The following is a 26,863-nucleotide window of genomic DNA, read 5'->3' as shown; positions in this document are numbered from 1 at the left end:
CGCTACCAACACCAAACCCGCACCTTCGACCTCACCAACTACCACACCACCACCCACACCCCCACCAACCCCAACCCCCCAACCCCCTAACCCCCCACGGCCCGCCGCCCGACCCCCACACGGGCGGCACCCACCCACCCCGGCGAAGGACCCACCCCGAAGGAACCGCCCGTGACCACCAGCACCGTCGGCACGCTCCTGCCCGCCGACGTGAACTGCGCCGAGGCCTTCGGCCCCCCGCCCACCGGGGCCCTGCTCGGGCCCGAGGCCGCCCACATCGAGGGCCGATCACTGCGCCGGCAACGGCAGTTCACCGCCGCCCGCGTGCTCGCCCGCAGCGCGCTCGCCGAGCTCGACGTGCCGGCCCTCCCCCTGCTGCCCGGCCGCGGCGGCGCACCCGGGTGGCCGGACGGAACCACGGGCAGCATCACCCACTGCGACGGCTACACCGCCTGCGCCGCGACCCGCACCACCCGGTACGCCGCGCTGGGCATCGACGCCGAGCCGCAGCAGCCGCTCCCCCACGGCACTCTCCACCTCACCGCCTCGGCCGCCGAACACCGCCGGCTGGCCCGGCTCCCCCAGGGCACCGTCCCCTGGGACCGCCTCCTGTTCAGCGCCAAGGAGGCGACCTACAAGGCCTTCTACCCCCTCACCCACGCCTGGACGGCACTGGCCTCCATCACCGTCACGCTCCACCTCGACGGCACCTTCACCGCCCGCCACCCTCTCAACCCCCAACCCCGGCAGGGCCGTTGGACCACCCGCCAGGGCATCCTGGTGACCGCCCTCGTTCTCCCCCCGAACAGCCGGCAGACCTGAGCGACGACACGGAACCGCCCCCGCCCGGACAACGGACGGGGGCAGTCGTCAGGCCCGAACGCGCCGCACCCGAAGGCGCCGCACCGCCGGTCCTCACACCGCGAGCGGGCCGCCCTCGGCGAACGCCAGCCGCGCGAAGCGGGCGCCGATCACCCGGTGGGCCTCCGCCGAGGGGTGGAGCCCGTCGGGGAGCGGGAACTCCTCGTAGTCGGCCTCGCCGTACAGCTCCCGGCCGTCGAGGTGGTGCAGGTGCGGGTCCCCCTCCGCCACCCGGGCCTCGACGATCCGCGCCAGCTCCTCGCGGATCAGCGAGAGCGTCAAGCGCCCGCCCCCCGGTTCGCCCGTCGCGCGGAAGCGCAGGGCCCCGGAGGAGAAGTCGGGCGCGAGCGGCCCCGGGGTGTGCTCCTGGAGCGGGCAGAGCAGCGGCGAGACGACCAGCAGCGGCGTGGTCGGGTGCCCGTCGCGGATGGCGTCCAGGAAGCCGTGGACCGCCGGGACGAAGGCCCGCAGGCGCATCACGTCCGCGTTGACCAGGTTGATGCCGATCTTCACGCTGATCACGTCCGCGGGCGTGTCCCGCATGACGCGGGCCGTGAAGGGGTCGAGCAGCGCGCTGCCACCGAAGCCCAGGTTGGTGAGGTCCAGGCCGGCGGCGAGCGCCGCCAGGGCGGGCCATGTCCCGGTCGGACGCTCGGCGTTGGAGCCGTGGCTGATCGAACTGCCGTGGTGGAGCCAGCGGTTGCGGGTGGCCGCAGCCACCGGGGTGACGGGGGCGTCGGAGTCGAGGGCGATCAGTTCCGTGGTCTCCGTGTGCGGGAGCCAGATCTCGACGCTCTTGTCACCGGTCGGCAGATCGGTGAAGTGGGCCGTGCCGGGCGGGCCTTGGGTCAGGGTGGTGCGGCCGGTGGCGAGGTCGACGGTGCGCAGGTTGCCGCCGGGGACGACGGCCCGGCCGGCCGGGCGACCGTCGACCAGGAGGTCGTAGACCCCGTCGGGCAGGTCGGGCACCCCCGGGTAGGCGCGCTTGGTGGGGACGGCATGGAGCGCCAGCATGGTGGCCCGGGTGCGGAACGCCAGCCGGACGCCGGAGGGCTGCGACTCGGCGATCGCGAGTTGCTCGTCGGGGATCCGACGGCGGGCGGAGGCGGGCAGGCGGTGCGGGATCAGTCCGCGGCCGGTGTGCTCGACGTCCAGGTGGCCGTGCAGGAGGGATTCGGTGACGGGGGTGGTGATCATGGTGCTTCTTCGTTCGTTGGTGCCGCTTCCTATGAGCAGTATGGGATTGCCTAGGGCTATTAGGCAAGTGCCGACACGGCAGAAGCGCCGATGCCGAGGGGAGACGGGCGACCCCTCCAGCGGTCAGCCGGCCAGGATCACCGTCTCCGCCGGCCCCGAGAAGCCCACCGGCTGCGCCGGGGTCCCGTTCGCGGCCAGTCGGCGGTGCTCCTGCGGGCTCACGCCGCGCACCCTCTTGAAGGCCGCCGACAGGGCGAAGGCGTTGCTGTAGCCGACCTTGCGCGCGGCGAACGCGACCGTGCACTCCGGCTCGCGCAGCAGGTCCGCCGCGACGGCGAGGCGCCAGCCGGCCAGGTAGGCCATCGGGGGCTCGCCGACCAGGGCGGTGAAGCGGCGGGCCAGGCCGGCCCGGGAGACGCCGACCTTCTGGGCGAGGTCGGCGACCGTCCACGGGGTCGCCGGGTCGTCGTGCATCATCCGCAGCACCGGGCCGACCACCGGATCGTGCTGGGCGCGGTACCAGGCGGGGGCACCCGACTCGGGGGCGGCCAGCCAGGAGCGCAGCACCGAGACCACCAGCAGGTCGAGGATGCGGTCCAGGACCAGCTCCTGGCCGGGCTCGTTGCGCCCTATCTCGGCGGCCAGCAGGTGCACCAGGGTGTCGTCGGCGCCGGTGCCCGCCGGGCGCACCAGCAGTGCGGGCAGGCAGCCCAGCAGCCGCTGGCCGATCTCGTGCTCGGCCTGGTACGTCCCGGACAGCACCACCGAGGAGGCCTGGTCGCCCTCCCGGCCCTGGCCCCAGGTGCGCACGCCCAGCGACATCACCTCGGAGACGTCCACCCCGTCCTTGGTGCACACCTGGCCCGGGCCGACGATCACGTCCACCGGCGTGTCGGGGTCGTCCGCGACGGTGTAGGGCTCGGGACCGCGCACGATGGCCACGTCGCCGGGGTGCAGCAGCAGCGGCGTCCCGCGCTCGGGCAGGATCCAGGCCTCGCCGCGGACCATCGTCACCACCGACAGCGGGGCCCGGTCCTCGATCCGCAACGACCAGGGCGGGGTGAGGATCGACCGCAGCAGGAACGCGCCACGGGCCTTGGGGCCGTCGAGGAGTCCCGTCAGAGTGTCCATGCCGCCAAGTGTAGACGGCAGGACATCAATTGACGGTTCGTCATTTGAGAGGGTCTTGAGCGATCGAGCTGGCCCGAACGGCCCGGATGCCGGATGATCGACCCACGGGGAACGGACCGATACCCAGCGCAAGCGAACAGAGGGGCTGCGACAATGGAAACGGCACGCACACTCGTCCTGGTGGCGGCCACCGTCACCTGCGGGCTGACCGCCGGACTGTTCTACGCCTTCGCGTGCTCGGTGATGCCGGCGCTCGCCCGGGTCGAGGACCGGACGTTCATCGAGGTGATGCAGCGCGTCAACGTGGCGATCCTGAACGGCTGGTTCGTGCTCGGGTTCGTCGGCGCCCTGCTCACCACGGCGGCCGCAGTCGCCCTGCACCTGCCCTCGGACGGTCATGACGTGCTGCCCGCGACGATCGCCGCCCTGGTGCTGTACGTCGCGGCGATCGGGGTCACCCGCTCGGTCAACATCCCGCTGAACGACGAGCTGGCGAAGGCCGGGGCGCCGCAGCGGATCGCCGACCCGGTGGCGGTGCGCGGCCGCTTCGAGGCCCGCTGGGTCCGCTTCAACGTGCTGCGGGCGCTGCTGTGCACGGCGGCGTTGGGGTGCCTGGCCTATGCGTTGATCCTCAACGGTCGGAGCTGACCGGCGAGTTCGTGAGGGGCCGGCCCGGGTGTGCGCCCGGGCCGGCCCTTCGCCGTGTTTGGCCCTACTCGTGACCCGCTCTCAGCAGAACTCTCGGCAGAGCTCTCAGCAGCGCTCTCAGCAGAGGGTCGCGAAGCTGTAGCCGCGCGCCTTGAGGGTGGACAGGATCGCCGGCAGCGCGGCGGCGGTCTGGGAGCGGTTCCCGCCCCCGTCGTGCAGCAGGATCACCGAGCCCGGGCGGACGTTCCCCAGCACCCGCGAGCGGATCGCCGCCGTCCCCGGCCGGGACCAGTCGGCCGGGTCGACCGACCAGAGCACGACCTGCTTGCCGAGCGCCGCCGCCCGGGAGCGCACCGCGCCGTTGACCGCCCCGTACGGCGGGCGCAGGCACTTCGGGGTCCGGCCGGTCTGCGCCCGGATGGCCCGATCGGTGCCGCCCACCTGGGAGTCGAAGGAGGAGCCGGACAGCCGGCGCAGGTCCGGGTGGGACCAGGAGTGGTTCTGCACGCTGTGGCCCTGGCGGGCGACCTGCGCGGTCAGCGAGGGGTGGGCGGCGACGTTCTCGCCGAGCTCGAAGAAGGTGGCGTGTACCCCGTAGCGGTTGAGGATCGACAGGATCTGAGGGGTGTAGACGGGGCTGGGGCCGTCGTCGAAGGTGAGGTAGACCACCTTGCCGCCCCGGCTCCCCGCGGCCTCCGCCGGATCGGCGGGCACCGCGACCGCGCCCGCCGCCAGGAGCGCGACGGCGAGGGCGCCGATCGCGGTCCGGATCCGTCCGACCGCCCTGCGTCCGACCGGTGATGAGCCCATTCTGCCCCCTGACCTCGGAACGTCCGTGTACCGGCCAGTCTGCGCCGCCCACCGCCGGGGGCGCGACCCTCCGGAGGACCGACAGGGGTGAAATCGGCCAGCCGGGCGGCGGGTTGACCGTGCGGGCAGGCCGAGAGCCCCCGACGGAATCCGCCGGGGGCTCCAACTGCGCTGCCGCACCGGTCAATCCGGCGCGCTGACCGGTTCGGCGGGCGGCACGGCTCAGCGCGAGTCGCGCCCGTGCAGGACGAGGGAGCGGGTCAGCGCCAGCAGACCCGCCGTGCACAGCGCCGTCCGCAGCATGTTCGCCGCCACCCACGTCCCCTCGAACTTCGTCCGCACCGCGGCGAAGTCGTGGATCTGCGACGGGTCACCCGCCGCCGCGAGGTCGTTGTTCAGCGGGATGTTGACGCCCATCGTCACCATCAGCGCCACCACGTACAGCAGGGTCGCCCCGGCCGCCCACAGCGCCGCCTGCCGCCGGCCCGCCTTGTGCTGCAGCCAGGCGGCGACGCCCGTCGCCACGAAGGCACCGACGAACACGAGACCGAACATGCCGTTCTCGATCGACTTGTTGATGTGCTGCATCGCCGTCACGTACGTCCGGTCGTCACCGGCCGCCAGGCCCGGCATCACCGACACGTCGAAGGCGAAGAACAGCCCCGCCATCAGCCCCATCGCGATGGTCGCACCCACCAACACGGGACCGGCGGCCTTGCTGCGGGCGACGGATGCCACCGGCGGGACACCTCCTCTGGTGTAGCTGTCACGGGCCGCTTGAGCGGTGTAGGAAGCAGGAGTTGCGGTCTGGTCGGAGCGCATCGGTCATCCTTCGGTTCTCCCCGGTCCCCGCCCCTCGCGGGGACCACCCCGGCACCCGGGGCGTCGGCCTCCGTACCGCCCGCCCGGCCCGCGGCCGGGTGGGACGGTCGGCGACCGACGCCGCCCGGCGCCGACGATCAACTGAACTGCCATACGGACGACTGCTGTTGAACAGTATCTCCGACAGGCGTTCACTACCTCCCGCGGTCCGTGCACCGGTGGCGTCCGCCGCCCGCGCACAGTCCGCGAAGTCCCTCGGCTCACGCCCCAGCGCCCGCCGAACCCCGTCCCCCGACGAGAGCGGCACGACCGTCCGCGGCCGCGCCTTCTCCGTCCTCCACCAGAACACATCGGGGCCATCACGAACCACCGGTTTCGACCTGACCTCCAGCGGTTCTTGAGCGCGCCGGCGGCCGGACCGGCCGAAAGGTGTGGCCAAGCGGCGGAGGCGGGGGCTATGCTCCCCGGCGATGAACACTTTCACCTCTTCCGGATCGGAGGTCCCGTCCGCGCAAGGTGAGTGCTGATGCACCCACACACCGCGAACGGGGACGACTCCCGTCTCTCCTTCTGGCGGCGCGTACGCGAGTACGCCGTGCCGCCCTCCATGATCGAAACCGCCACCGCACGCCGCCTCTCCGGCGACTGGGCCGGGGCCTGCGCCGCCGCCAACGTCGAGGTCGACTTCCGGCCGCGGGACGTCGCACGCACCCACGGGCGACACCTGGCCGACCGGCTACGCGAGGACCTGCGCCACCTGGCGCCGGACCTGCTGCGCTGGCACCTGCCCCGCACCGCGCCCGACGGGCGGCTGCGCGCCGGGTTGACCGTGCCGCTGGCCCGCTACCCGGGCGAGCGTCCGCTCCACCTGGTGGTCCGGACACCGCCCGCCTGGGCGGAGTTCGGGCAGCGGATCGCCCTGGCGCTCTGGGACGGCTCCGACCCCGGACCGGCCCGGCATCCGCGCCCCCGGCCCAGCCGCCGCTTCCGGCTCGACCTGCACCGGCACCTGTGGGACGCCGCGCGCAGTGGGGAGTTGGCACTGCGCGCCGGGGCCGGGTCCGAACCCGGACAGTGGTCCGGGTTGCCGGTCGGCGGATTCGGCGCGCACGAACCGCTCTGCGCGACCGACCGGTGGGCCGCCGAGGCCGAGCTGCTGCGTCACGCCGAGGGGCGCCCCACCGGGCCCGTCCTGGTGCGACTCGGGCACCGGCAGCGGCTGCTGCTGGGGCCCGACGGGCTCGTCGAGGAGGCCGTCGGGGACGTCCGGGCGCTGCCGCTGCTGCCCGACGCCGCGACCTGGGCGCTGCCCGACCTCGACCTGTTGCGCGGCGGGGCGATCGAGCCGGACCGGCTGCATCCGCTGGTCGCGGCCGCGCTGGCACCCGGGCACCGGGACGATCCGAGGCCCCAACCACCGCCCGGGCAAAGGCTGGTGGACTGCCGGGGCGCCCGACACCGGATCGCGGTGGTCGACGGGGTGCTCACCCCGCTCGACCACGACCCGGCCGAGCTGCGCCGCGAGGAGCTGCTCGTCGCGCTGTCCGGCCGGCCGTTGCCCTGTCTGCGCGCGATCGACCAGACGCACCGCGATCCGGCCCAACTGACCGACGTGCGCGAGCGGTTGAATCACGGCGACACCGCCGGGGCACTGGCCGTGGTCGAGGGCCTGCTCGGCCCGCAGGCGGCGCTGCGGGACGGCCCGCTCCGGGACGAACTCGCGGCCGCGGCGGAACGCCGGATCGCCTACGGCCGCTACCGGGCCGGATTGACTCCCGACCAGCGGGCCGCAGCCGTCGGCAGCCGGCTCTCCCACCGCCTCTACCGCTTCGGCTTCCGCAAGTACAGCGCCCGTCACTACCCCTTCCCGCGGCCCCCGCGCACCGCTACGCGCTGAACCGGCGCGCTGAACCGGCATGCGGCACCGCCGACTTCACGCTGCCGTCATCCGACTTACGGCTTACGACTTACGACTTCCCGAGGTGATCACCCATGCCTATGCCCACGTCCGCCCCCGCCCCCACCCCCGCCCGGCTCGACGTCGCCCGCCAACTGCTCGACCTGCTCGGCGACACCCGCACCGAACCGCGCCCCGACAGCCAGCTGGAGGCGCTCACCCTCGCCGTCGCCGCCGACCTGCCCGTGCTGCTCTGGGGCGAGCCGGGCATCGGCAAGACCGCGGCGCTCAACCAGCTCGCCGAGGCCCTGGACCTGCCGCTGACCACCGTCATCGCCAGCGTCCACGAGCCGTCCGACTTCTCCGGCCTGCCCATCGTCGGCGACGACCCGGCGCAGCAGGGCGTCCCGATGGCGCCGCCGGACTGGGCGGTGCGGCTGGTCCGGGCCGGGCGCGGGCTGCTGTTCCTGGACGAGCTGTCCACCGCGCCGCCCGCCGTCCAGGCCGCGCTGCTCCGGCTGGTCCTGGAACGGCGCATCGGTGCGCTCCGACTTCCGCCGGGGGTGCGGATCGTGGCCGCGGCGAACCCGCGCTCCTCGGCGGCCGACGGGTGGGAGCTGAGCCCGCCGCTGGCGAACCGCTTCGTCCACCTGCAGTGGGTGCACGACCACGAGGTGGTGGTGCGCGGGCTCGGCGGGGTGTGGCCGGTCGCCACGCTGCCGCGGCTCGATCCGGCGGAGCTGTCGGCGGCGGTCCGCCTCGCCCGCCGGGCGGTCTGCGAACTGCTCACCGCCCGACCGGAGTTGGTGCACCGACTGCCCACCAACGAGACCAAGCGGGGCGGTGCCTGGCCGTCCCCGCGGAGCTGGGACATGACGCTGCGGCTGATCGCCTTCGCCACCGCGGCCGGCTCCTCCCGGGAGGTGCTGTCGCTGCTGGTCCGGGGCACGGTCGGGGACGGACCGGGGCTGGAGCTGATGGCGAGCATGGACCGGATGGACCTGCCCGACCCGGAGCAGCTGCTCGCCGACCCGGCTGCCGCGGTGCTGCCCGAGCGCGGGGACCTGCGCCAGGTGGTGCTGGACGGGGTGGTGGCCGCGGTGCGCAACCGCCCGGAGCGGGCCCGTTGGGACGCGGCCTGGGCGCTGCTGGTCCGGGCGATGGAGACCGGCGCGCCGGACGTGCTGGTGGTGCCGGCCACCACGCTGGCCTCGCTGCGCCGGGAGGACTGGGAGGTGCCGGAATCGATCGAACACCTCGCCTCCGCGGTGGCGCTGTCCCGCCGGGCCGACCGCGCCGCCGACCAGGCCGCCGCCCGGCGGGCCGGCCGACCCACCGCGCAGAGCCGCTGATGGGCGCGAAGCCGACGGGTCCGGGACCGACACCGCTGGACGTCGCTGGGCGGATCAGGCCGAAGGTCGCCCGACCGGTCCGCGAGCCCGGGGACCCGGACCGGCACAGCACAGAGCCGACCGGACTGCGCCCGCTGGACCACGACAAGCTGTACGCCGCCCGGCTGCAGGCCGTCCGGGCCCGCCCGTACCTGGCGACCGCGCTGTTCGCGCTGCACCTGGTGGAGTCCCGGGAGGTGCCGACGATGGCGGTGGACCGCTACTGGCGCTGCTACGCCGCACCGGAGTTCGTCCACCGCACCCCGGTGGAGGACCTCGCCTCCGTGTGGGTGCACGAGGTGTCGCACCTGCTGCGCGACCATCACGCGCGCAGCGACCGGCTGGCCCGTGACCTCGGGCTGCGCGGGCCGGCCGACCGGGTGCGGATGAACATCGCCGCCGACTGCGAGATCAACGACGACGCCTTCGGGGACGGACTGGTCGTCCCCGCGGGCGCCGTGCTGCCCAAGCGCCTCCATCTGCCGGAGGGCGGGCTGATGGAGGACTACGTCCGCGGCTTCGGCATCGACCTGACCAAGGCGGGACTGTCCTGGCTGGACTGCGGCAGCGGCGCCGACGGCGTGGACCGCCCTTGGGAGCTCGGCCCGGACGGCGCCCACGGGCTGACCCCGCAGGAGCGGGACGCCGTGCGCTTCCGGGTCGCCGAGGGCATCCGGGCCCGCCCCGGCAACGCCCCGGCGGGCTGGCGGCGCTGGGCCGAGGAGGTGTTCCACCCGCCGCAGCCGTGGCGGCAGTTGCTGGGCGCGGCGCTGCGCTCGGCGGTGTCCGGGCCGGGCGCGGGCGGGGACTACAGCTACGGCCGCCCGGCCCGGCGCTCGGTCGGGCTGCCGGGGGTGGTGCTGCCGAGTCTGCGGCGGCGCCCGCCCCGGGTCTCGGTGGTGATCGACACCTCGGGGTCGGTCTCCGACCAGGAGCTGGGCACCGCGCTGCTGGAGGTCACGGCGATCGGCCGGGCGGTCGGCGGCCGGCACGACCAGGTGACCGTGCTGTCCTGCGACGCGGCCCTGCAGTCCGTCGGCGCGCTCTGCCGGGCGGAGGGCATCCCGCTGGTCGGCGGCGGGGGCACGGACCTGCGGACGGGCTTCGCGGCGGCGCTGCGGACCAGGCCGCGGCCGGACGTCGTGGTGGTGCTGACCGACGGGCAGACCCCGTGGCCGGAGGTCGCACCGGCCTGCCGTACGGTGGTGGGCCTGTTCCGGCGACCGGCCCGGTACAACGAGGACGACGGCGAGTACCGGCCGACCGCACCGCCGGACTGGGCCCGGGTGGTCCCGGTCGGGTGAGGCGGGCAGGAGTCGGGCCAGGCGGGCAGGAGGAACTCAGGTGGACCCGGACGGTCCGTGCGCGGATCCCGACGAGCACGTGCGACTGGCCCATCACCGCCGGGCCCTCGCCGGGGCCGCGCCGCAGGACGCGGCCTCGGTGGTCGCGCGGGTGCTCGCCGATCCCGATCCGGCGATGGCGAGCGGCGCGGTCGGCGAGTACCTGGACCGGCGGGCGGCAGAGCTGCTGACGTCACCGGAATTCTCGGACTGGATACGGGAGTTGACCGCAGCTGCGGCGGCCGACGGGTTCGCCGTGCGACGCCTGGGCGAGTGGGCGCTGCTGCGGGCGATGACCCTCGGCGAGCCGTGGGAGGAGGAGCGGCTGCGCACCGCCTCCGACTGGCTCCAGCTGCGCGCGGCCGGGACGTGCCCGGCGACGGCCTGCCTGACCGTCCTGGCCGAGGGCGGGCGCACCCGGCGGATCCGCACGCTCGCCGCGGGCCGCCTCGGGAACGCCGAACGGCCGGGCGGAGGAGCGACGAGCCCCTCCGCCCGGCCGTAGCAGCAGTCAGCCGGTCTTCCGGTCTTCCGGTCTTCCGGTCTTCCGGTCAGCCGACCATGGCCGCCAGCACGCCGCGCCAGTCCTCCCCCGGCTCCGGCCGCAGCGCGGCCGCGAGGGTCTCCGCCCGGTAGTGCCACGGGCGCCGCAGCTCCGCGTCGGCGTCGGGGCTCTGCTCGACCTCGCTCCGCGAGCCGAGCAGCCGGATCAGCTCGGTGCTGAACTCCGCCCAGGACACGTGCCCGGTGATCGCGTTGACGATCCGCCCGGCGGCCGGGCCGTCGGGCTGGGCGCAGGCGGCGAGGGCGCGGGCCAGGGCGGCGGAGTGCACCCAGGCGGCACCGTTCCACTCCCCCTGCCCGCCCGGCGCGGGCAGCACGATCGGCCGTCCCGCGAGGGCGGCCTGGTAGAGCTCGCCGGTGGAGCCCCAGCGGAGCTGGTCGCGCAGGCGGTGGTGCGGCCCCCAGACGATCGGGGCGCGGACCACGGTGGCCGGGCCGTGGCCGGTGGCCTCGGCGGTCTCGAACAGCATCCGCTCGCAGTCCAGCTTGGCCTGCCCGTACGCGGTGACCGGCACACCGCTGGGGCCGCCCTCGGCGACCTCGGTGTCGGCCGGGCGTCCGTAGGCGTCGATGCTGCTGACGAAGACGAACGGGCCGCCGCTCCAGCCGTCCAGCAGGGCGCGCATGGCGGCGGTGTCGACCTCGTGCTCGGTGAAGGTGCAGGCGGCGTGGATGACGGCGTCGACGCCCTTGACCGCGCGCCGGAGGCTGTCCGGGTCGGCGAGGTCGCCCTCGGCGATCTCAGCGCCGTGCAGGGCCGGCAGGTGGGCCGACTCCGGGCGGACCAGGACGCGCACCGGCCGTCCCTGGGCCATCAGTTCCTGCAGTACGGCCGCCCCGACGCCGCCGGTGGCGCCGGTGAGCAGCACGGTGCCGGTGCGGGGCTCGCCGCTGGGCCGGGTGCCGGTGCGGGCGAGGACGTCCCGGCGCTCCTGCTCGCGGACGGCGAGCAGGGCGGCGAGGGCGCGCGGGGTGCGGTGTTCCAGGACGTCCAGGCCGGTGAGCGGCAGGCCGACCCGGGTGCGCAGGCGTTCGGCGAGCTGGACGGCGACCAGCGAGTGGCCGCCGAGGGCGAAGAAGTCGCCGTCGGCGGGCGGGACGCTGCCGAGCAGTTCGCCGAAGGCGGCGCGGACCAGGTCGAGCGGGCCGGTCGGCCGGTCGGCCGAGGCCGAGGCCGGGAGGGCGGCGCCGGGCAGCCGGTCGCGGTCGACGGCGCCGTCCGCGCCGCGCGGGATCCGGTCCACCAGGGTGACGGCCGACGGCAGTTCGGCGGCGGGCACGGATCGCCGCAGCCGCGAGCGCAGGTCGGTGCCGGTGGGGGCGGCCGCTCCGCGCACCACCGCGTAGGCGAGCGGCGGGCCGTCGGGGGTCTCCAGCACGGCCGCGTCGGCCACCCCGGGATCGGCCGACAGGGCTTCCAGCACCGGGTGCCGGACGGCGGTGACCAGCAGTTCGCCGGGCAGGTCGGCGAGCGGCAGTTCGGCGTCCTCGGCGACCGTGCGCAGCACCGCGGCGAAGGTCTCGGCCAGCCGGGCGGCGGTGGCCCGGTCCAGCACGGCCCGGTCGTGCTGGACCAGGCAGCGCGGCTCGGCGCCCTCCTCCAGCACCAGGGTGAGGTCGAACTTGGCGAGCCCGAGGTCGACGTCGACGTGTTCGGCGTCGAGTCCGGGCAGCGCCAGCCCGGTGGCGGGCTGGACGACGTCGCAGCTAGCCGAGAGCAGCGGGGTGCCGTCGGCGCCTCGGGCGGCCGCGCCGAGCCGCTCGACCACCAGGTCGAAGGGCACCTGGTGGTGCTGCTGGGCCTCCAGGAGGGCGCCGCGCACCAGGGCGAGCGCCTCGGTGAAGGGCTCCTCCCCGGCCAGTTCGGCCCGCACCGCGAGGGTGTTGACGCCCAGGCCGACGGTGCGGCGCAGCTCGGGCCGGGCCCGCTGGCCGCTGGCGCAGCCGAGCACCAGGTCGTCCTGGCCGGCGGCGGTGCGCAGGGTGGCGAAGGCCGCGGCGAGGACGACGGCGAACAGCGTGGCGCCGTGCCGGGCGCCGAGCGCGCGCAGGCCCTCGACGGTGGCGGTGGACAGCGGGACGGCGTGCAGCGCGGCGCTGCGGTCGCGGGTGCCGGGGGCGACGGGCCGCAGCAGCGGCAGCGGGCGGGCGCCGGCCAGGTGGGCGGCGCGGGCGTCGGCGGCGGCGGTGAGTTCGGCGTCGCGGGCGCGTTCCTGGCGGGCGTACTCGGCGTACGGCATGCCGGGCGGCGGGAGTTGGGGCCGGCCGCCGTCGCGGGCGGCGGTGTACAGCTCGGCGAGGTCGGCGGCGAGGACGGGCAGGGAGCCGCCGTCGACCGCGATGTGATGGATCGTCAGCAGCAGGGTGTGGTCCTCGCGCGCGTGCCGCAGCAGCAGCGCGCGCAGCACCGGCCCGTCGGTGAGGTCGAACGGGCAGGCGGCCTCGGTCACCAACTGCTCGACGCAGTCGCCGGGGGCGTCCAGGACGGGCAGCGGCACCGGGCGCACCGGGTCGATGTGCTGGTGGGGCTGGTCGCCGTGGCGCGGGTAGCGGGTGCGCAGGGCGGCGTGCCGTTCGGTGAGGCCGGTGAGCGCGGTGGCGAGGGCCTCCGGGTCGAGCGGTCCGCGCAGCCGGGTGGCGATCGGCACGTTGTAGAGGGCGCCGCCCTGGCCGAGGTGGTCCATCAGCCACATCCGCTGCTGGGCGTGCGACAGCGGGGCCGGGCCGGAGTCGGCGGCGGGGTGCTCCGGGGCGGGGGCGGGGCGGCGGTTGCGGGCCCGCCGGAGCAGGTCGTTCTGGTCGCTGGTCATCGCTGTGCTGCTCCGGGGGTGTCGTCGGCGGCCCGCAGGGCGCGCTCCAGCAGTTCGGCCTGTCCGGCCACGGTGGGGTGGCCGAGGAAGTCGGCGAGGGAGAGGTCGACGCCGAGGTCGCCGCTGAGGTCGTCGACGACCCACATGGCGAGCAGCGAGTGGCCGCCCTCGGCGAGGAAGTCGGCGGCCGGGTCGGTGATCCGGCGTTCCAGGGCGCGGCTCCAGGCCTCGGCGACGACCTGCTGGATCGGGGTGAGCTCGACCTCGGCCCGGGCGCGGCCGGCGGCATCGGGGTCGGCGGCGGCGAGCGCGCGCCGGTCGACCTTGCCGGTGCCGGTGAGCGGCAGTTCCCCGAGGATGCTCCAGGCGGTGGGCACCAGGTGGGCGGGCAGTTGCTCGCCGAGCCGGGTGCGCAGGGTCTCGACGGCCGCGCCGGCGCCGTCGGCGAGCACCACGCAGGCGGTGAGCGCGGCGTCGGGCCGGCCGGCCCGGCGGACCACCACGGCCGCCTCGGCGACCTCGGGGAACTGGAGCAGCGCGTGCTCGACCTCGCCGGGCTCGATCCGGAAGCCCCGGACCTTCACCTGGTCGTCGGTGCGGCCGTGGAACTCCAGGGTGCCGTCGGGGCGTTGGCGCACCAGGTCGCCGCTGCGGTAGGCGCGGCCGCGGCCCGGGAGTTCCGGGAAGCGTTCGGCGGTGAGCTCGGGCCGGTCGAGGTAGCCCTGGGCGAGCCGCTCGCCGCCGATCCACAGTTCGCCCACCGCGCCGGGCTCGACCGGGGCGAGGTGCTCGTCCAGGACCAGGGCGCGGGCGCCGCCGAAGGGCCGTCCGATCGGGACCGGGCCGCCCGCGCAGTCGGCCGGGGTGATCCGGTGCGCGGTGGTGAAGGTGGTGGCCTCGGTGGGCCCGTAGACGTTGTACAGCTCCAGCCAGGGGAAGGCGCGCAGCACCGCTCCGGCGTACTCGGGGGCGAGCGCCTCGCCGCCGACGGCCAGGGTGCGCAGCACGCCGAAGATCCGGGACTGCTTGGCGGCCAGGTGGTGGAAGAGCGCGGTGGTGAGGAAGGCGGTGGTGACGCCGAACCGCTCGATGTCGCGGACGAGTTCCTCGGCGCTGGGCCGGTCGGCGGGCGAGACGGCGACGGCGGCGCCGTGGGCGAGCGGGGCCCACAGTTCGAAGGTGGCGGCGTCGAAGGAGGGGGTGGAGTGGAAGAGCACCCGGTCGCGCGGGCCGAGGGCGAGCCCGTCGGGGGCGGTGACCAGGTCGGCGACGGCGCGGTGCGGGACGAGTACGCCCTTGGGTCGGCCGGTGGAGCCGGAGGTGTAGTAGAGCAGGGCGGGCGCGTCCGGGTCGGCGGCGTCGGGGACGGGGGCCTCGGTGTAGCCGCCGTGCTCGGCGAGCACCAGGGTGCGCTCGGCGGGCAGTCCGGCCTCGGCGAGCAGCGCCTTGTCGCCGAGGACGAGCCGTACGTCGGCGTCGGTGGTCATCTCGGTGATCCGCGGGCGCGGGTAGGCCGGGTCGAGCGGGACGACGAGGGCGCCGGCCCGCCAGGCGGCGAGTTGGGCGACGGCGAACCGGGCCGAGCGGGCGCAGAGCAGGCCGACGGCGCTGCCGGGGCCGATCCCGCGGGCGGCCAGGACGGCGGCCAACCGGCCGGAGGCGTCGTGGAGTTCGCGGTAGGTGAGGTAGCCGTTTCCGTCGGTGACGGCGAGGGCGGTGGGGTGCTGCTCGGCCTGCCGGGCGATCAGCGCGGGCAGGGTACCGGGGGTGGAGGTCATGGCTGGGTCCCTTCCGGGCGCCCCGGCCCGGGGCCGGGGCGCCGCTGGTCACGGTGAGGTCAGAGGACGGACTCGCTCGGCAGCCGCTCCTCCACCAGCCGTGCGACGGCCCGCAGGTCGGGCTGGCGCAGCAGCAGGGGGGCGCGCAGCCGCACGCCGTACTCCTCCTCCAGGGACTCCAGCAGTCGGGCGGCGGCGAGCGAATTGCCGCCCGAGGCGAGGAAGTTGTCGTCCGGGCCGAGCTCGGCGTTGCCGATCAGCTCCCGGCAGAGCTTCAGCACGGTCCGCTCGACCGGGGTGTCGCCGTCCTCGCCGACGGCCGCCGGGGCCGGCGGGGCGGCGGCGAGCAGCGCCGCGCGGTCCACCTTGCCGTTGGCGTCCAGCGGGTAGCGCTCGACCAGCCGGACGGCCGAGGGCACGGCCTGCTCGGGCAGCCAGGGCCGGACGGCGTCCAGCAGGCTCGCGGGCTCGGCGTCGTCCTCGGCCTGGACGAAGGCGAGCAGCCGCACCCCGCCGGCCGGGGACGGTTCGGCGGCGACCACGGCCCGGCGCACCCGGGGGTCGCGTTCGAAGGCGGCCTCGACCTCGGCCGGCTCGATCCGCACGCCGCTGACCTTGACCTGGTCGTCCAGGCGGCCGTGGAACTCCAGCACGCCGTCGGCGCGCATCACCACTCGGTCGCCGGTGCGGTAGACCCGGTCGATGCCGTCGACGCCGGGCGGCACCTCGACGAAGCGGCGGGCGGTCAGCTCGGGGTCGAGGTAACCGGCGGCCAGCCCCCGGCCACCGATCCTCAACTCCCCGGCCGTGCCCCTGGGCACCGGGGTGCCCTGCTCGTCGGTGACCAGCAGGACGGCGCCGGGGATCGGCAGGCCGATCGGCGGCGCGTCGGCGCCGTGGTCGCCGCCCGGCGCCATGGTGTGCACGGTGGTGGCGACGGTCGCCTCGGCGGGACCGTAGGCGTTGTGGACGGTCGCGGTGACCTCCGGCCCGGGCGCGCGGCGCAGCCGGTCGCCGCCGACCGTCACGTGGCGAAGCGCCAGTCCGGTGGGCCAGGGCCGGTTGAGGATCGGCTCGGCCAGCGGGGTGGGCAGCACGGAGACCGTGATGCCGGCTTCGCGCCACCAGTCGGCGAGCGCGCCGGAGTCCCAGCGGACGGCCTCGGGGGCGACGACCAGCGCGGCGCCGGAGGTGAGGCCGGCCCACAGCTCCAGGACGTGCGGGTCGAAGGCGACCCCGATCAGCAGGCTGTGCCGCTCGCCGGGGCCGAGGCCGGTCAGCTCGCGGTACCACTGCAGCAGCGCGCCGAGGGCCGGCTCGGTGACGGCGACGGCCTTGGGGGTGCCGGTGGAGCCGGAGGTGAGGACGGCGTAGTGGGTGCCGACCGGCACGCCGGCCTGCCCGCCGGGCGTCAGTGCGGCGACCACGCCCTCGGTGGGCAGGTCCAGGTCCAGCCGTTCGCCGCCGGGCGGCAGTACGGCGGCCTCGCCGACCAGGCAGACCGGGCGCAGCTGTTCGGCGACGGCCTGGAGGCGCTTCTCGCCGGGGCGCGGGCCGAGCGGCAGGTGGACGGCGCCGAGCTTGGCCGTCGCCAGGGTGACGGCGGCCAGCGCCGTCGACTGGCCGAGGCAGACGCCGACCAGGTCGCCCGGGCCGACCTTGCCGCGCAGCGCCTCGGCCACGGTGTCGGCGAGGCGGTCGAGTTCGGCGTAGCTGTGGGTGTGCTCGCCGTCGATCAGGGCGGGCGCCTGCGGGGTGCGGTGTGCCCAGCTGGTGAACAGGTCGAGGACCGCGCCGTCCTGGTGCGGGCGGCCGTATCCGATGCTCAGGGATTCCATCATCGTCTCCAAGTACGCACGTCGAACCGTCAGTTGTGGCTCGTGGGGCGGGCGGTGAACGCCTTCCGGGGCGCGGCGGCCCCTTCGCGGTGGCGCGGGCGCCCGACGGTCCCGTCGGCCCCCTGGCCCGTCACCGCCGAGGGCGCGCTCACTTGACGTCCCCGGCGAGGACGCGGGCCTGGTCGGCCAGTACGGCGTGCCGGAACAGGGTGCGCAGCGGCGGGCGGCTGCCCAGGTGCGGCTCCAGGTGGGCGGCGAGCTGGGCGGCGAGCAGCGAGTGGCCGCCGACCTCGAAGAAGTGCGAGTCCGCGCCGAAGCGGTCGTGGCCGAGCACCTCGCGCCAGGCGGCGGCGATCAGCTGCTGGCCGGGGTCGGTGAAGGCGCTGGGCGCGTGCTCCTCCTGCTGCTGCTCCTGCGGCGTCTCCTCGACCAGCCGGGCGAGGGCGGCACGGTCGGGCTTGCCGCCGGCCACCGTGGGCATGGTCTCGACGGCCGTCCAGGTGGCCGGAACGAGTCCGCCGGGCAGCCGGCGGGCCAGCGCGGTGTGCAGGGCGGCCTGGTCGGGGCGCTCGGCGCCTTCGAGGAAGCCGACCAGGCGGGGGCCGGTCCGCGGGTCGGTGTGCAGCACCACGGCGCAGGAGCGGCCGCCGAGTTCGGCCGAGGCGGCGGCCTCGATCTCCTCCAGCTCGATCCGGTGGCCGCGCAGCTTGACCTGGTTGTCGGCGCGGCCGAGGAAACACAGCCGGCCCTCGGTGTCGCGGTAGCCGCGGTCGCCGGTGCGGTAGACCCGGGCGCCGCCGAGGGCGGGGACGGTGACGAACCGGGCCGCGGTGGGCTCCGGCAGGCCGACGTAGCCCTCGGCCAACAGGTCGCCGCTGACGGCGAGTTCGCCGACGCAGCCGTACGGCAGCGGGCGCAGCGTCTCGTCCAGGACGTGCAGCCGCACGCCGTCGAGTTCGGTGCCGAGCGGGATCTCGCCGTCCGCCTCGACGTCGGCCGCGCCGACCTGGTGGACGGTGGAGGTGACGGTGGCCTCGGTGACGCCGTAGGCGTTGAGCACCGTGGTGGCCCCGGTCAGCCCGGCCAGTGCCCGGGCGGGCAGCCGTTCGCCGCCGAGGACGAGCAGCCTGGGCGTCCAGCGGCCGTCCCGCAGCGCCTCGCGCAGGTCCTCGCGGACGGCGAGCAGGTAGCTGGTGGGCAGGTTGGCGACGGTGACGGCGCGGGCGGCGAGCACGGCGACCAGCTCGGGCCCGGTGGGCACCTCGCGCTGCGGCACCACCAGGGCGGCGCCGACCGCGAGGGCGGGCAGCACCTCCTCCAGGGAGACGTCGAAGGACGGCCGGGCGAACAGCAGCACCCGGTCGGCGGCGGTGAGTTCGTAGCGGGCGGCGATCGCGGCGACGTACCCGGCGAGCGCCTCGCGGCCGACCAGGACGGGCTTGGGCACGCCGGTGGAGCCGGAGGTGTGGATGAGGTACGCGCCGCCCGCCAGGACGGCGGCGGGCTCGGCCTTCGGGAAGGCGGGGCCGTCCAGCAGGGCCGGGGTGAAGCCCTCGGCGGGCAGCGCCAGGGCGCTCTGCCGGGTGGCCAGGACCAGGGCGGGGGCGAGCCGTTCCAGCAGCAGGCCGAGCCGGGCGGTCGGGTCCTCGGTGGACAGCGGCGCGTGCACGGCGCCGAGCCGCAGGCAGGCCAGCAGGGCGACCACGCTGTCGGTGCCGCGCGGCAGCACGGCGGCCACCGGCTGGCCGGCGGTGACCCCGGCGGCGCGCATCCGGTCGACCAGGTCGCCGACCCGGCGGTCGAGTTCGCCGTAGGTGAGGCGCTCGGTGCCGGCCAGCACGGCGAGCGCGGTCGGGTCGTGGGCGGCGGCCGGGTCGAGGCCGGCCGGGGTGAGCGGGGCGGCGGGCTCGGCGGCGGGGGCGGGGGACAGTTCGGCGAGCACCGCCTCGGGGTCGTCGAGGTAGCAGCGCAGCAGCTCCAGCAGGCGCTCGGAGAGCAGCACGGCCCTGGCCTCGCCGAACAGGTCGGCGTCGTAGTCCCAGATCAGGGTCATCCCGGCGACGCCGTGCTTCTCGCCGACCACCCGGCGGTCGTCCGGCAGCAGCACCAGGTCGAGGTCGAAGCGGGTGGTGCCGGTGTTGAAGCCCTCGTACAGCGAGACGTCGAGGCCGGGGGCCTGGACGTCGGGCAGCGCGGCGTCGTGGGCGCTGAACATCACGTTGAACAGCGGGTTGTCGGCGCCGCCGGTGTGCAGCCCGAGGCTGTGGGTAAGCTCCTGGACCGGCAGGTGCTGGTGCGGCAGGGCGCGCATCAGGACGTCGGTGACCTCGTCGACGGCCTCGGTGCCGGAGGCGGCCGGGTCGATCCGCAGGCGCAGCGGCACGGTGTTGACGAACATGCCGACGGTGCCCTCGTAGCCCTCCGGGCGGTTGCCGACGGCGGTGCCGACGGTGATCTCGCGGTGGCCGCTGTGCCGGCGCAGCAGTTCGGTGAACAGGGCGAGCAGGGTGGAGAACGGGGTGTGGCCGTCGGACTTGCTGCGCTCGCGCAGCCGCTCGGCGAGGTCGGCGCCGATCGACTGGCGCAGCTGGCCGCCGCGGTGGCGGCGCTCGACGCCCGGCCGGGCCAGCCCGGGCAGGGTGACCTCGCGCGGGGCGTCTGCCAACTCCCTGGTCCAGAAGGCGAGGGCGCGCTCGCGGGCCCGCGGGTCGGCCTCGGTGCGGGCGTGCTGCTCGTACGAGGGGGCGGTGGCCAGCTCGTACGGCTGGTCGAGGACCCGGGCGCGGTAGACGGTGAACAGGTCGCGCAGGAAGATCGCGAAGGAGTGGCCGTCGTGGACGAGGTGGTGCTCGACGTGGATCAGCCGGTGGTGGTCCTCGGCGAGCTTGACCAGGTGCCAGCGCAGCAGCGGCGCCCGCTCGGTGTCCAGCGGCTCCTCGGCCTCGGCGGCGAGTAAGGTGCGGAACACCGTCTCCGGGTCCGCCTCGGCGGTGAAATCGCTGTGCCGGAGCTCGGATTGGCAGTCCTCGGCGACCCGCTGGCCCGGGAGGCCCTCCGGTCGGGCGACCAACTCCAGGCGCAGGCCCGGGTGCTGGGCCAGGACGGCGGCGAGGCCGGTGTGCAGGGCCGCGCGGTCGAGGGTGCCCCACAGGTCGAGCACGCCGGTGAAGTTGTAGGCGCGGCTGCCGGGCTGCATCTGCTCGTGCAGCCAGACGATCTCCTGCGAGGGAGAGAGTGCGAACATGAAGGATTCCCTTGTGTGGTGGGCGTGTCGGCACTGCGGTGGCCGGGCGCGGAAGTGGGGTGGTCCCGGTGGCGGCCGGTGGGGGCCGGGCCGCACCGGGGTGGGGGTGCGGCCCGGGGTCCTCGGGGAGGGTGAGGTCGGTGGGCCCGGGATGCGGGCGGGGTGGGCGGCCGGATCCTTAGAGGTGGCCGCGCAGCACGGCGAGCAGGTCCGCGAAGGCCGCCTCGGCCTCCGCCGCCGGGAAGCGCTCGGAGTCCCAGACGAAGCGCACCAGCAGGTCCTCGCCGTACGCGGCGGCGACCGCCGTCGGGGCGGCCAGCGGGCGGCCGTCGATGTGGACCTCCCGACCGGCGACGCCGCCGAGCACCAGCTCGGGGCGGCGCTGCAGGTTCTCGAAGGTGAGCATCGCGTCCAGCCCGCCGGACCACGGCGATCCGGCGGCGCGGGCGGCCCGGACCACCTCGTCGAAGGGGGTGCCGGCGTGCTCCAGGTCGTCCCACCAGTCGTCGCAGAGCGCCTCCAGGTCGGCGGCGGGCCGGCTGGGGACGGCGTGCACCAGGGTGTTCAGGAAGCAGCCGAGCACGTCGGGCGCACCGGGCGGGCGGCCGCCCCACGGGTAGCCGAGCGCCAGCCCGTCGTCGGCGCGGTGCAGCCGCCGGGCCGCGGCGCCGACGGCGTCCAGCAGGGCGGGGAAGACGGCGCTGCGGGCGGCGCCCTCGACGGCGGGCAGCCGCTCGGTGAGCATGCCGGTGGTCCGGGCGGCGGCGCCGCCGGTCCCGGTCAGGCCGCCGAGCCGGCGTCCCCAGTGGGCCTCGGCGGCGGGCCCGGCGGCGGCCTCCTCGGCGGCCAGCTGGAGTTCGACGGCCTGTCGGAAGTCGGCGACCGCCTGCGGGTCGGGGCCCGGCGCGGGCGACCGGTCGAGCCGGTACGCCTCGGTGAGCTCGCCGACCAGCGCCCCGATGGACTGCTCGTCGCAGGCCGCGTGGTCGAGGGCCAGGGCGAGCAACTCCTCGTCGCCGTCCGGCTCCCGGGCCACCAGCAGGCGCAGCGCCGGGCCGTCCAGCGGCCAGTCCAGGAGTGCCGCGCGCAGCGCCGCCTCGGCGCCGGTGCCGGGGGCCACCGCGATCCGGGCGACCTCGACGGAGGGGCCGCCGGTGCGCAGCACGGGTGTGCCGCGGACGGTCGCGAAGGCCCCGCACAGCGCCGGGTGGCCGGCCGCGACGGCGGTCGCGGCGCGGTCCAGTCGGGGCAGGTCGAGGGTGCCGGCCGGGTAGGCGAAGAACAGCGGGGCGAGGTCGGAGCGGGTCTGCGGCGCGAGCCGCCGGGTGATCAGGAAGCGCCGCTGGGCGCCGGTCAGCGGGAGCAGCTCCACCGGGGAGTCGGCGGCTGCGGAGCGGTACCGGGCGAGGTAGGCGGCGGTGATGCTGGCGTGCACGGAACGGTCTCCGGTTTCCGGTGTCGGCTCGGTTCGGTTCGGTTCAGCTCGGTTCGGCTCGGTTCGATGCGGCTTCGGTTCGGTTTGGTACGGCTTCGGTTCTGGCTCTGTTCGTTGAGGCTTCGGTTCGGTACGACTTCGGTTCGAGGAGCAGTCAGGTGGCAATCAGGGGGCGGTCGGACTCGCGGTCGGACTCGCGGTCGGGCTCGCGGCCGGATGCTCGGCGTCCTCGGCCCGGTCTTCGTCCGCCCGGGGCTCCTCCGCGCCGGCCTCGGCGGCCGTGGGCAGCTCGCGCATCCCCCGCAGCGGCGACAGCAGCAACGGCACCGGCACCAGCAGGAACCCCACCGCGCACACCCACAGCGCGGCGCGCGGGCCGGCCCAGTCGGCGACCAGCCCGCCGCCGAGCGCGCCGATCGGCATCGTGCCCCACACCAGGAAGCGCATGGTGGCGTTCATCCGGCCGAGCAGCTCGGGCGGGCAGACGCTCTGCCGGAAGCTCACCTGGGCGACGTTGTAGGCGACCGCGCCGAACAGCACCACGCCCGAGGCGAGGCCGAACAGCAGGGCGCCCGCGCCGCCGCCGGACAGCGGCCACAGCAGCGCGAACGGCGCGGTCACCACGGTGGCCAGCCAGATCAGCCGGGCCTGGCCGACCCAGCGGGACAGCTTCCCGGCGCACAGCGCACCCGCCAGCCCGCCGACCGCGGAGGCGGACAGCAGGGCGCCGATCGCCCCGGGCGAGAGGTCCAGGACGCGGACCCAGAAGACCGTCTGAACGGCCATCAGCACGGCGGAGAACAGGTTGGAGGTGGCGGTGGCGGTGGCGATCGCCCGCAGCAGCGGGTGGCCGAGCACGAAGCGCACGCCCTCGGCCACCTCGGCGCGCAGCGAACTCCCGGGCGCCGCTTCCGGCTTCGGTTCGTCGACCCGGATCCGGGCGAGCAGCAGCGCGGAAGCGAGGTAGCCGCAGGCGTCCGCGACGATGGCGAGCGGGGCGCCGAGCAGCTGGACCAGTCCGCCGCCCAGGCCCGGCCCGGCGATCTGCGCCGAGGACCGGACGGTCTCCAACGCTCCGTTGCCGGCCACCAGTTGCTCGCGCGGCAGGACGGCGGGCAGGAAGGACTGGTGGGCCACGTCGAAGAAGACCGTGGCCACCCCGGTGACCAGCGCGACCAGGTAGAGCTGGGGCATGGTGAGCACCCCGAAGGCCGCCGCCGGCGGGATCGAGGCCACCGCGAGGCAGCGCACCACGTCCGCGCGGATCAGCACCGGGAGCTTGCGCATCCGGTCCAGCCAGGCGCCGGCCGGCAGGCCGACCAGCAGGAAGGCGGCGGTCTCGGCGGCGGTGAGCAGGCCGACCTCGAACGGGGTGGCGTCGAGCACCACCACCGCCACCAATGGCAGCGCCACCAGGGTCACCTGACTGCCCGTCTGGGCCGCCGCGGCTCCGGTCAGCAGGAGCCGGAAGTCGCGGTGGCCGGACAGACGGGACGGACGGGGGTGCGGCTTCTCGTTCATCGGTGCGACTCTCGGTCACCCATTCGACACCGGGCAAGCACCGGGTGCGTTTCCGGACGAACGAAGGGTCGACCGGATCCCGCCACTGCCGTGACCGACCCCGCGCCTTTCTGACCCGGCGTCACCTCCCGGACCCGGATCCGACGCACACGCATCACATGCCCGTCGCTGCCCGTCGGACGAGGAACCGCCGCCCAACACCCCCTCCAACCCGGCACGTTGACCAGGCAGTCCATTTCGTCGTCCGATATCCGGACACCCGCTTTCCGGCCACCGGGGCACCGTGCCCAACTTGGCCGGAATCCATGGAGCAGGCACTTTGCGTAACCCCACCGTGATATCAGCGTGACCCTTCGGAATCACATGCGGGCGCTATGCCCGATTGCTCCCGTTCCCCGGCCGCTCCCCGTCGCCGGCCCGCCGGGTCACCGCGAGCACCGCCATGTCGTCGTCCCGCGGCCCTCCCGTCCACCGGACCACGTCCGCCACCAGCGCCTCCACCGCCTCCCGCGCCCCCGCGAACGGCCCGAGCGGGGCCAGCCCGCGCACCGGGTCGTAGAACTCCCCCGCCGCGTCCCTGGCCTCGGTCACCCCGTCGGTCACCAGCAGCAGCGTGCTCCCCGGCGGGAACGGCCTGCTCTCCACGCCGGGACGCGCCACCCCCAGCACGCCCATCCCCAGCGGCAGCCCCGGGTCCCCGGCGTCCCACCGGCTCACCCCCGGCCCGCCGCCGCCCAGCAGGTACGGCCCGGGGTGACCGCAGTCCAGGGTCCGGGCCACCGCCTCACCCGGCGGGAACTCCACCAGCAGCGCGGTGATGAACCCCTCCAGCCGCAGTTCCTCGCTCAGTTGGGCGGCCTCCCGGACCAGGGTGCGCTCCAGGGCGTCCGCGAGCGCGCCCAGGTCCGGCTCCCGGTGCGCGTCCTCCCGGAACGCCCCCAGCAGCACCGACACCGCGCCCACCGCGTGCAGCCCCTTGCCCCGCACGTCGGCGATCAGCACCCGCACGCCGTACGGCGTCGACTGCAGCGCGTACGCGTCCCCGCCGATCAGCGCCTCGTCCTGGGCCGCCCGGTAACAGGCGGCCACCTCCAGCCCCGCCACCTGCCCCGGCGGCTCCGGCAGCACCGCCCGCTGCGCCGCCTCGGCCACCGAGCGCACCCGCGCCAGGTGCCGCCCGTGCCGGGCCACCACCCGGTTCACGGCGATGCCGAGCAGGGCGGCGAAGGCGGTGTTCACCAGCTCCAGGAAGCCGTCCTGGGTGCCGATCGACCCGTCCCGCACGGACAGCACCACGATGCCGACCACGTTCGCCAGCGCGACCGCCAGGGTGTCCCGCAGGCCCAGCAGCGCCCCGGACAGCACGGCGGCGGCCGCCAGCATCGGGTCGCCCCAGTAGTCGGCCGGATCCAGCGAGTTCCACACCAGCCCGCCGACGATCAGCAACCACGGCGCGGCCCGCACGTACGGCGGCCACTGCACGGTCCTCGCGGCCATCGGCGACCTGGCTTCCGTCTCGCCTCCGCACCCGTGCACGCGGCCGGAGGTCGTTTCCGATCGTAGGCACGGCCGACGGCCCGGCGCAGGGCGACGGCGGGGTGGCCCGCGGCGGGCTGCACGGCGTCCGGGCTCGGCGGCCGCCTCACCCGTTCGGCGGCGGTCCCGGGCAGGGCCGCCCCGGCCGGGACTGCGCCCGCGCGGGAGGGCCGCCCCGACCCCCGGGGAGGACGGTTCCCCCGGGCGCCGCCGACGACGGAGGCACCCGCGCGCCGACGGCGGCCGATACTGGCGGAAACGGACGCGGCCCACCCGCCGCCCGCCCGGGCGGCCACAGACCTGGAGACCCGGCGATGACTTCACCCGCACCTGCACCTGCACCCTCGGGAACCGGATCCGGCGACGCCGCCCCGGGCCTGGCCGGACGGACCGTCGTGGTCACCGGCGCCGGCCGCGGCATCGGGCTGGCGATCACCGAGGCGTTCCTCGCCGCGGGCTGCCAGGTCGTGGCAGGCTCGCGGACCCGGACCGAGGCCCTCGACGCCCACGTGGCACGGGGCGCGAAGCTCACGGTCACGGAGGTCGACCTCGCCACGCCCGAGGGCCCGGCCGCACTGATCGCCGAGGCCGTCGCTCGCCACGGCGGCGTCGACGTGCTGATCAACAACGTCGGCGCGGTGCGCCCGCGGGTGGACGGCTTCCTGAGCGTGACGGACCGGGACTGGGACTGGACGCTGACCGTCAACCTGATGAGCGCCGTCCGCGCCACCCGGGCCGCGCTGCCGCACCTGCTCGCCTCCGGCGACGGACGGATCATCGCCGTCTCCTCGGTCAACTCCCGTCTGCCGGACCCCTTGGTGATCGACTACGGCGCCGCCAAGGCCGCGCTGACCAACTTCTGCAAGGCGCTGTCCAAGGAGGTGGGGCCGCGCGGTGTGCGGGTGAACACGATCGGTCCCGGCCCGGTGGAGACCGCCCTGTGGCGGGGCGCCGGAGGCTTCGCCGCCACGGTCGGGCAGTCCCGGGGCGTCGACGCCGACGACGTGGCCCGGGCCGCCGAGGCCGGGTCGGTCACCGGCCGGTTCACCCGCCCCGCGGAGGTCGCGGATCTGGCGGTCTTCCTCGCCGGACCCGGGGCGGCCAACATCACGGGCGCCGACTTCGTCGTGGACGGCGGCCTGGTGGACTCGCTGTGACCCACTGACGGCGGGTTGCCACGGCCTGTTCCGCCCGCCCCTCCGGCGGCCCCTCCGGCGCCCCCCTCCCCCGGCCCCGGCCGATCGGCGGTGCACACCGTTTCGTTAGCATTCGATCATGAATCGCACACTTGAACAGCCGTCCCCGACGCTGCCGGTCCTGGAGACCGGCCGCGTCCGACTGCGCGACCACCGCCCCGACGACCTCGACGCCATGCGCCTGGTCTGGGGCGACACCGAGGGCATGCGCCACCTCTCGACCGGCGTCATGGACGACACCCGGATCCGCCGCAAGCTCGACGAGGCGATGGCGACCGCCGCCGAACTGCCGCGCCGCCACTACCAGCTCGCCGCCTGCCTCCGGGGCGACGACCGCCCCGTCGGCGGCATCCGACTCACCGTCGAGGACGCCACCACCGGTTACGCCGGCGTCTTCACCATGGCCCGGAACCTACGCGGATCCGGCTGCGCCCCCGACATCGGCTGGCTCATGCTCAAGCTCGCCTTCGCCGAGCTCGGCCTCGACCGGGTGCGCAGCATGACCTCGGTGGCCAACACCGACGCCGTCCGCGCCATCACCCGCTTCGGGTTCACCCCCACCGGCGAGACCGAGCAGTACTTCCCCGAGGCCGACACCACCATGCGCCTGGTGACCATGGAGGTCCTGGCGGACACCTGGCGCGCCATGCCCGTCCCCGCCGACCCCGCCGGTCCCGCCGGCCTGAGCTGACGGGCGGCAGTCCGGACCCGTCCGGACGGTGAACCGACCCGCACCGCGTGCCCGGTGCGGCGTCCCCCGAACACCGCCGACGACCTCGTGCCAGGTCGTCGCGCCCTCCCCTCCCAGCGGCCCGCGCCGACCCGGGTGAAGCACGACTCC

19 protein-coding genes are annotated in these 26,863 nt (G+C 75.7%); 8 read left to right on the top strand and 11 right to left on the bottom strand.

Going from position 1 to position 26,863, the window contains the following annotated elements:
- The first annotated feature begins 171 nt into the window (after nucleotides 1-171).
- Nucleotides 172-822, top strand: a complete 651-nt coding sequence (locus ACIP4P_RS06400; RefSeq protein WP_400915329.1) for a 4'-phosphopantetheinyl transferase — start codon at nucleotides 172-174, stop codon at nucleotides 820-822.
- Between the two features lie 93 nt (nucleotides 823-915).
- Here ACIP4P_RS06400 and ACIP4P_RS06395 read toward each other — a convergent pair whose 3' ends face one another.
- Nucleotides 916-2,058 (bottom strand): GDSL-type esterase/lipase family protein, encoded by a 1,143-nt coding sequence (locus ACIP4P_RS06395; protein WP_400915327.1) that lies wholly within the window; start codon nucleotides 2,056-2,058, stop codon nucleotides 916-918.
- A 123-nt stretch (nucleotides 2,059-2,181) separates the two neighbouring features.
- Nucleotides 2,182-3,189: an AraC family transcriptional regulator gene (locus tag ACIP4P_RS06390; protein ID WP_350518185.1), complete on the bottom strand. Its 1,008-nt coding sequence runs from the start codon at nucleotides 3,187-3,189 to the stop codon at nucleotides 2,182-2,184.
- Between the two features lie 153 nt (nucleotides 3,190-3,342).
- Here ACIP4P_RS06390 and ACIP4P_RS06385 point away from each other — a divergent pair, with 153 nt between their 5' ends.
- Nucleotides 3,343-3,837 carry a DUF1772 domain-containing protein gene (locus tag ACIP4P_RS06385; RefSeq protein WP_400915325.1) on the top strand — a complete coding sequence of 165 codons (495 nt, stop codon included), beginning with the start codon at nucleotides 3,343-3,345 and terminating at the stop codon, nucleotides 3,835-3,837.
- A 117-nt stretch (nucleotides 3,838-3,954) separates the two neighbouring features.
- Here ACIP4P_RS06385 and ACIP4P_RS06380 read toward each other — a convergent pair whose 3' ends face one another.
- Nucleotides 3,955-4,647: a polysaccharide deacetylase family protein gene (locus tag ACIP4P_RS06380; protein ID WP_400915323.1), complete on the bottom strand. Its 693-nt coding sequence runs from the start codon at nucleotides 4,645-4,647 to the stop codon at nucleotides 3,955-3,957.
- Nucleotides 4,648-4,869: 222 nt separating this feature from the next.
- Nucleotides 4,870-5,385, bottom strand: coding sequence for a DUF1772 domain-containing protein (locus tag ACIP4P_RS06375; protein WP_400915321.1), 516 nt, complete (start codon nucleotides 5,383-5,385; stop codon nucleotides 4,870-4,872).
- 610 nt (nucleotides 5,386-5,995) lie between these two features.
- Between ACIP4P_RS06375 and ACIP4P_RS06370 the strand changes: the two genes are divergently transcribed.
- From ACIP4P_RS06370 to ACIP4P_RS06355, 4 genes are all read left to right on the top strand, one after another.
- Nucleotides 5,996-7,366: a hypothetical protein gene (locus tag ACIP4P_RS06370; RefSeq protein ID WP_400915318.1), complete on the top strand. Its 1,371-nt coding sequence runs from the start codon at nucleotides 5,996-5,998 to the stop codon at nucleotides 7,364-7,366.
- Nucleotides 7,367-7,467: 101 nt separating this feature from the next.
- Nucleotides 7,468-8,718 (top strand): AAA family ATPase, encoded by a 1,251-nt coding sequence (locus tag ACIP4P_RS06365; RefSeq protein WP_400915360.1) that lies wholly within the window; start codon nucleotides 7,468-7,470, stop codon nucleotides 8,716-8,718.
- Nucleotides 8,718-10,061 (top strand): VWA-like domain-containing protein, encoded by a 1,344-nt coding sequence (locus ACIP4P_RS06360; protein ID WP_400915315.1) that lies wholly within the window; start codon nucleotides 8,718-8,720, stop codon nucleotides 10,059-10,061. The genes ACIP4P_RS06365 and ACIP4P_RS06360 overlap by 1 nt, the downstream gene beginning before the upstream one ends.
- A 40-nt stretch (nucleotides 10,062-10,101) precedes the next feature.
- The gene (locus ACIP4P_RS06355) at nucleotides 10,102-10,605 is read left to right on the top strand and encodes a hypothetical protein (protein ID WP_400915313.1); all 504 of its coding nucleotides are present in this window, start codon (nucleotides 10,102-10,104) and stop codon (nucleotides 10,603-10,605) included.
- Between the two features lie 46 nt (nucleotides 10,606-10,651).
- On the opposite strand, the gene ACIP4P_RS06350 is transcribed toward ACIP4P_RS06355, so the two are convergent.
- The 7 genes from ACIP4P_RS06350 to ACIP4P_RS06320 all read right to left on the bottom strand — a co-directional run bounded on the left by ACIP4P_RS06350 (nucleotide 10,652) and on the right by ACIP4P_RS06320 (nucleotide 24,787).
- Nucleotides 10,652-13,474 (bottom strand): condensation domain-containing protein, encoded by a 2,823-nt coding sequence (locus ACIP4P_RS06350; protein ID WP_400915312.1) that lies wholly within the window; start codon nucleotides 13,472-13,474, stop codon nucleotides 10,652-10,654.
- A complete protein-coding gene (locus ACIP4P_RS06345; protein WP_400915311.1) occupies nucleotides 13,471-15,252 on the bottom strand; it encodes a non-ribosomal peptide synthetase in 1,782 nt (593 codons plus the stop codon). Before ACIP4P_RS06345 ends, ACIP4P_RS06350 begins: the two co-directional genes overlap by 4 nt.
- Nucleotides 15,253-15,311: 59 nt before the next feature.
- Nucleotides 15,312-17,090, bottom strand: a complete 1,779-nt coding sequence (locus ACIP4P_RS06340) for an AMP-binding protein (protein WP_400915309.1) — start codon at nucleotides 17,088-17,090, stop codon at nucleotides 15,312-15,314.
- Between the two features lie 148 nt (nucleotides 17,091-17,238).
- Entirely contained in the window at nucleotides 17,239-20,334 is a 3,096-nt protein-coding gene (locus ACIP4P_RS06335) for an amino acid adenylation domain-containing protein (protein WP_400915307.1), read from the bottom strand.
- Between the two features lie 178 nt (nucleotides 20,335-20,512).
- Nucleotides 20,513-21,769 (bottom strand): non-ribosomal peptide synthetase, encoded by a 1,257-nt coding sequence (locus ACIP4P_RS06330; RefSeq protein WP_400915306.1) that lies wholly within the window; start codon nucleotides 21,767-21,769, stop codon nucleotides 20,513-20,515.
- Nucleotides 21,770-21,934: 165 nt separating this feature from the next.
- Nucleotides 21,935-23,290 (bottom strand): MFS transporter, encoded by a 1,356-nt coding sequence (locus ACIP4P_RS06325; protein WP_400915305.1) that lies wholly within the window; start codon nucleotides 23,288-23,290, stop codon nucleotides 21,935-21,937.
- 372 nt (nucleotides 23,291-23,662) lie between these two features.
- Nucleotides 23,663-24,787 carry a PP2C family protein-serine/threonine phosphatase gene (locus ACIP4P_RS06320; protein WP_400915303.1) on the bottom strand — a complete coding sequence of 375 codons (1,125 nt, stop codon included), beginning with the start codon at nucleotides 24,785-24,787 and terminating at the stop codon, nucleotides 23,663-23,665.
- Nucleotides 24,788-25,140: 353 nt separating this feature from the next.
- Here ACIP4P_RS06320 and ACIP4P_RS06315 point away from each other — a divergent pair, with 353 nt between their 5' ends.
- Together ACIP4P_RS06315 and ACIP4P_RS06310 are read left to right on the top strand one after the other, a co-directional pair.
- Nucleotides 25,141-25,983 (top strand): SDR family NAD(P)-dependent oxidoreductase, encoded by an 843-nt coding sequence (locus tag ACIP4P_RS06315; protein ID WP_400915301.1) that lies wholly within the window; start codon nucleotides 25,141-25,143, stop codon nucleotides 25,981-25,983.
- 118 nt (nucleotides 25,984-26,101) lie between these two features.
- Nucleotides 26,102-26,713 carry a GNAT family N-acetyltransferase gene (locus ACIP4P_RS06310; protein WP_400915298.1) on the top strand — a complete coding sequence of 204 codons (612 nt, stop codon included), beginning with the start codon at nucleotides 26,102-26,104 and terminating at the stop codon, nucleotides 26,711-26,713.
- Nucleotides 26,714-26,863: the final 150 nt, after the last annotated feature.

Origin of the sequence: Kitasatospora sp. NPDC089509, from assembly GCF_044749365.1 — a bacterium.
Lineage (GTDB): Bacteria > Actinomycetota > Actinomycetes > Streptomycetales > Streptomycetaceae > Kitasatospora.
The sequence above is the reverse complement of the archived record's forward strand: the minus strand, read 5'-3'. Positions and strand labels throughout refer to the sequence as shown.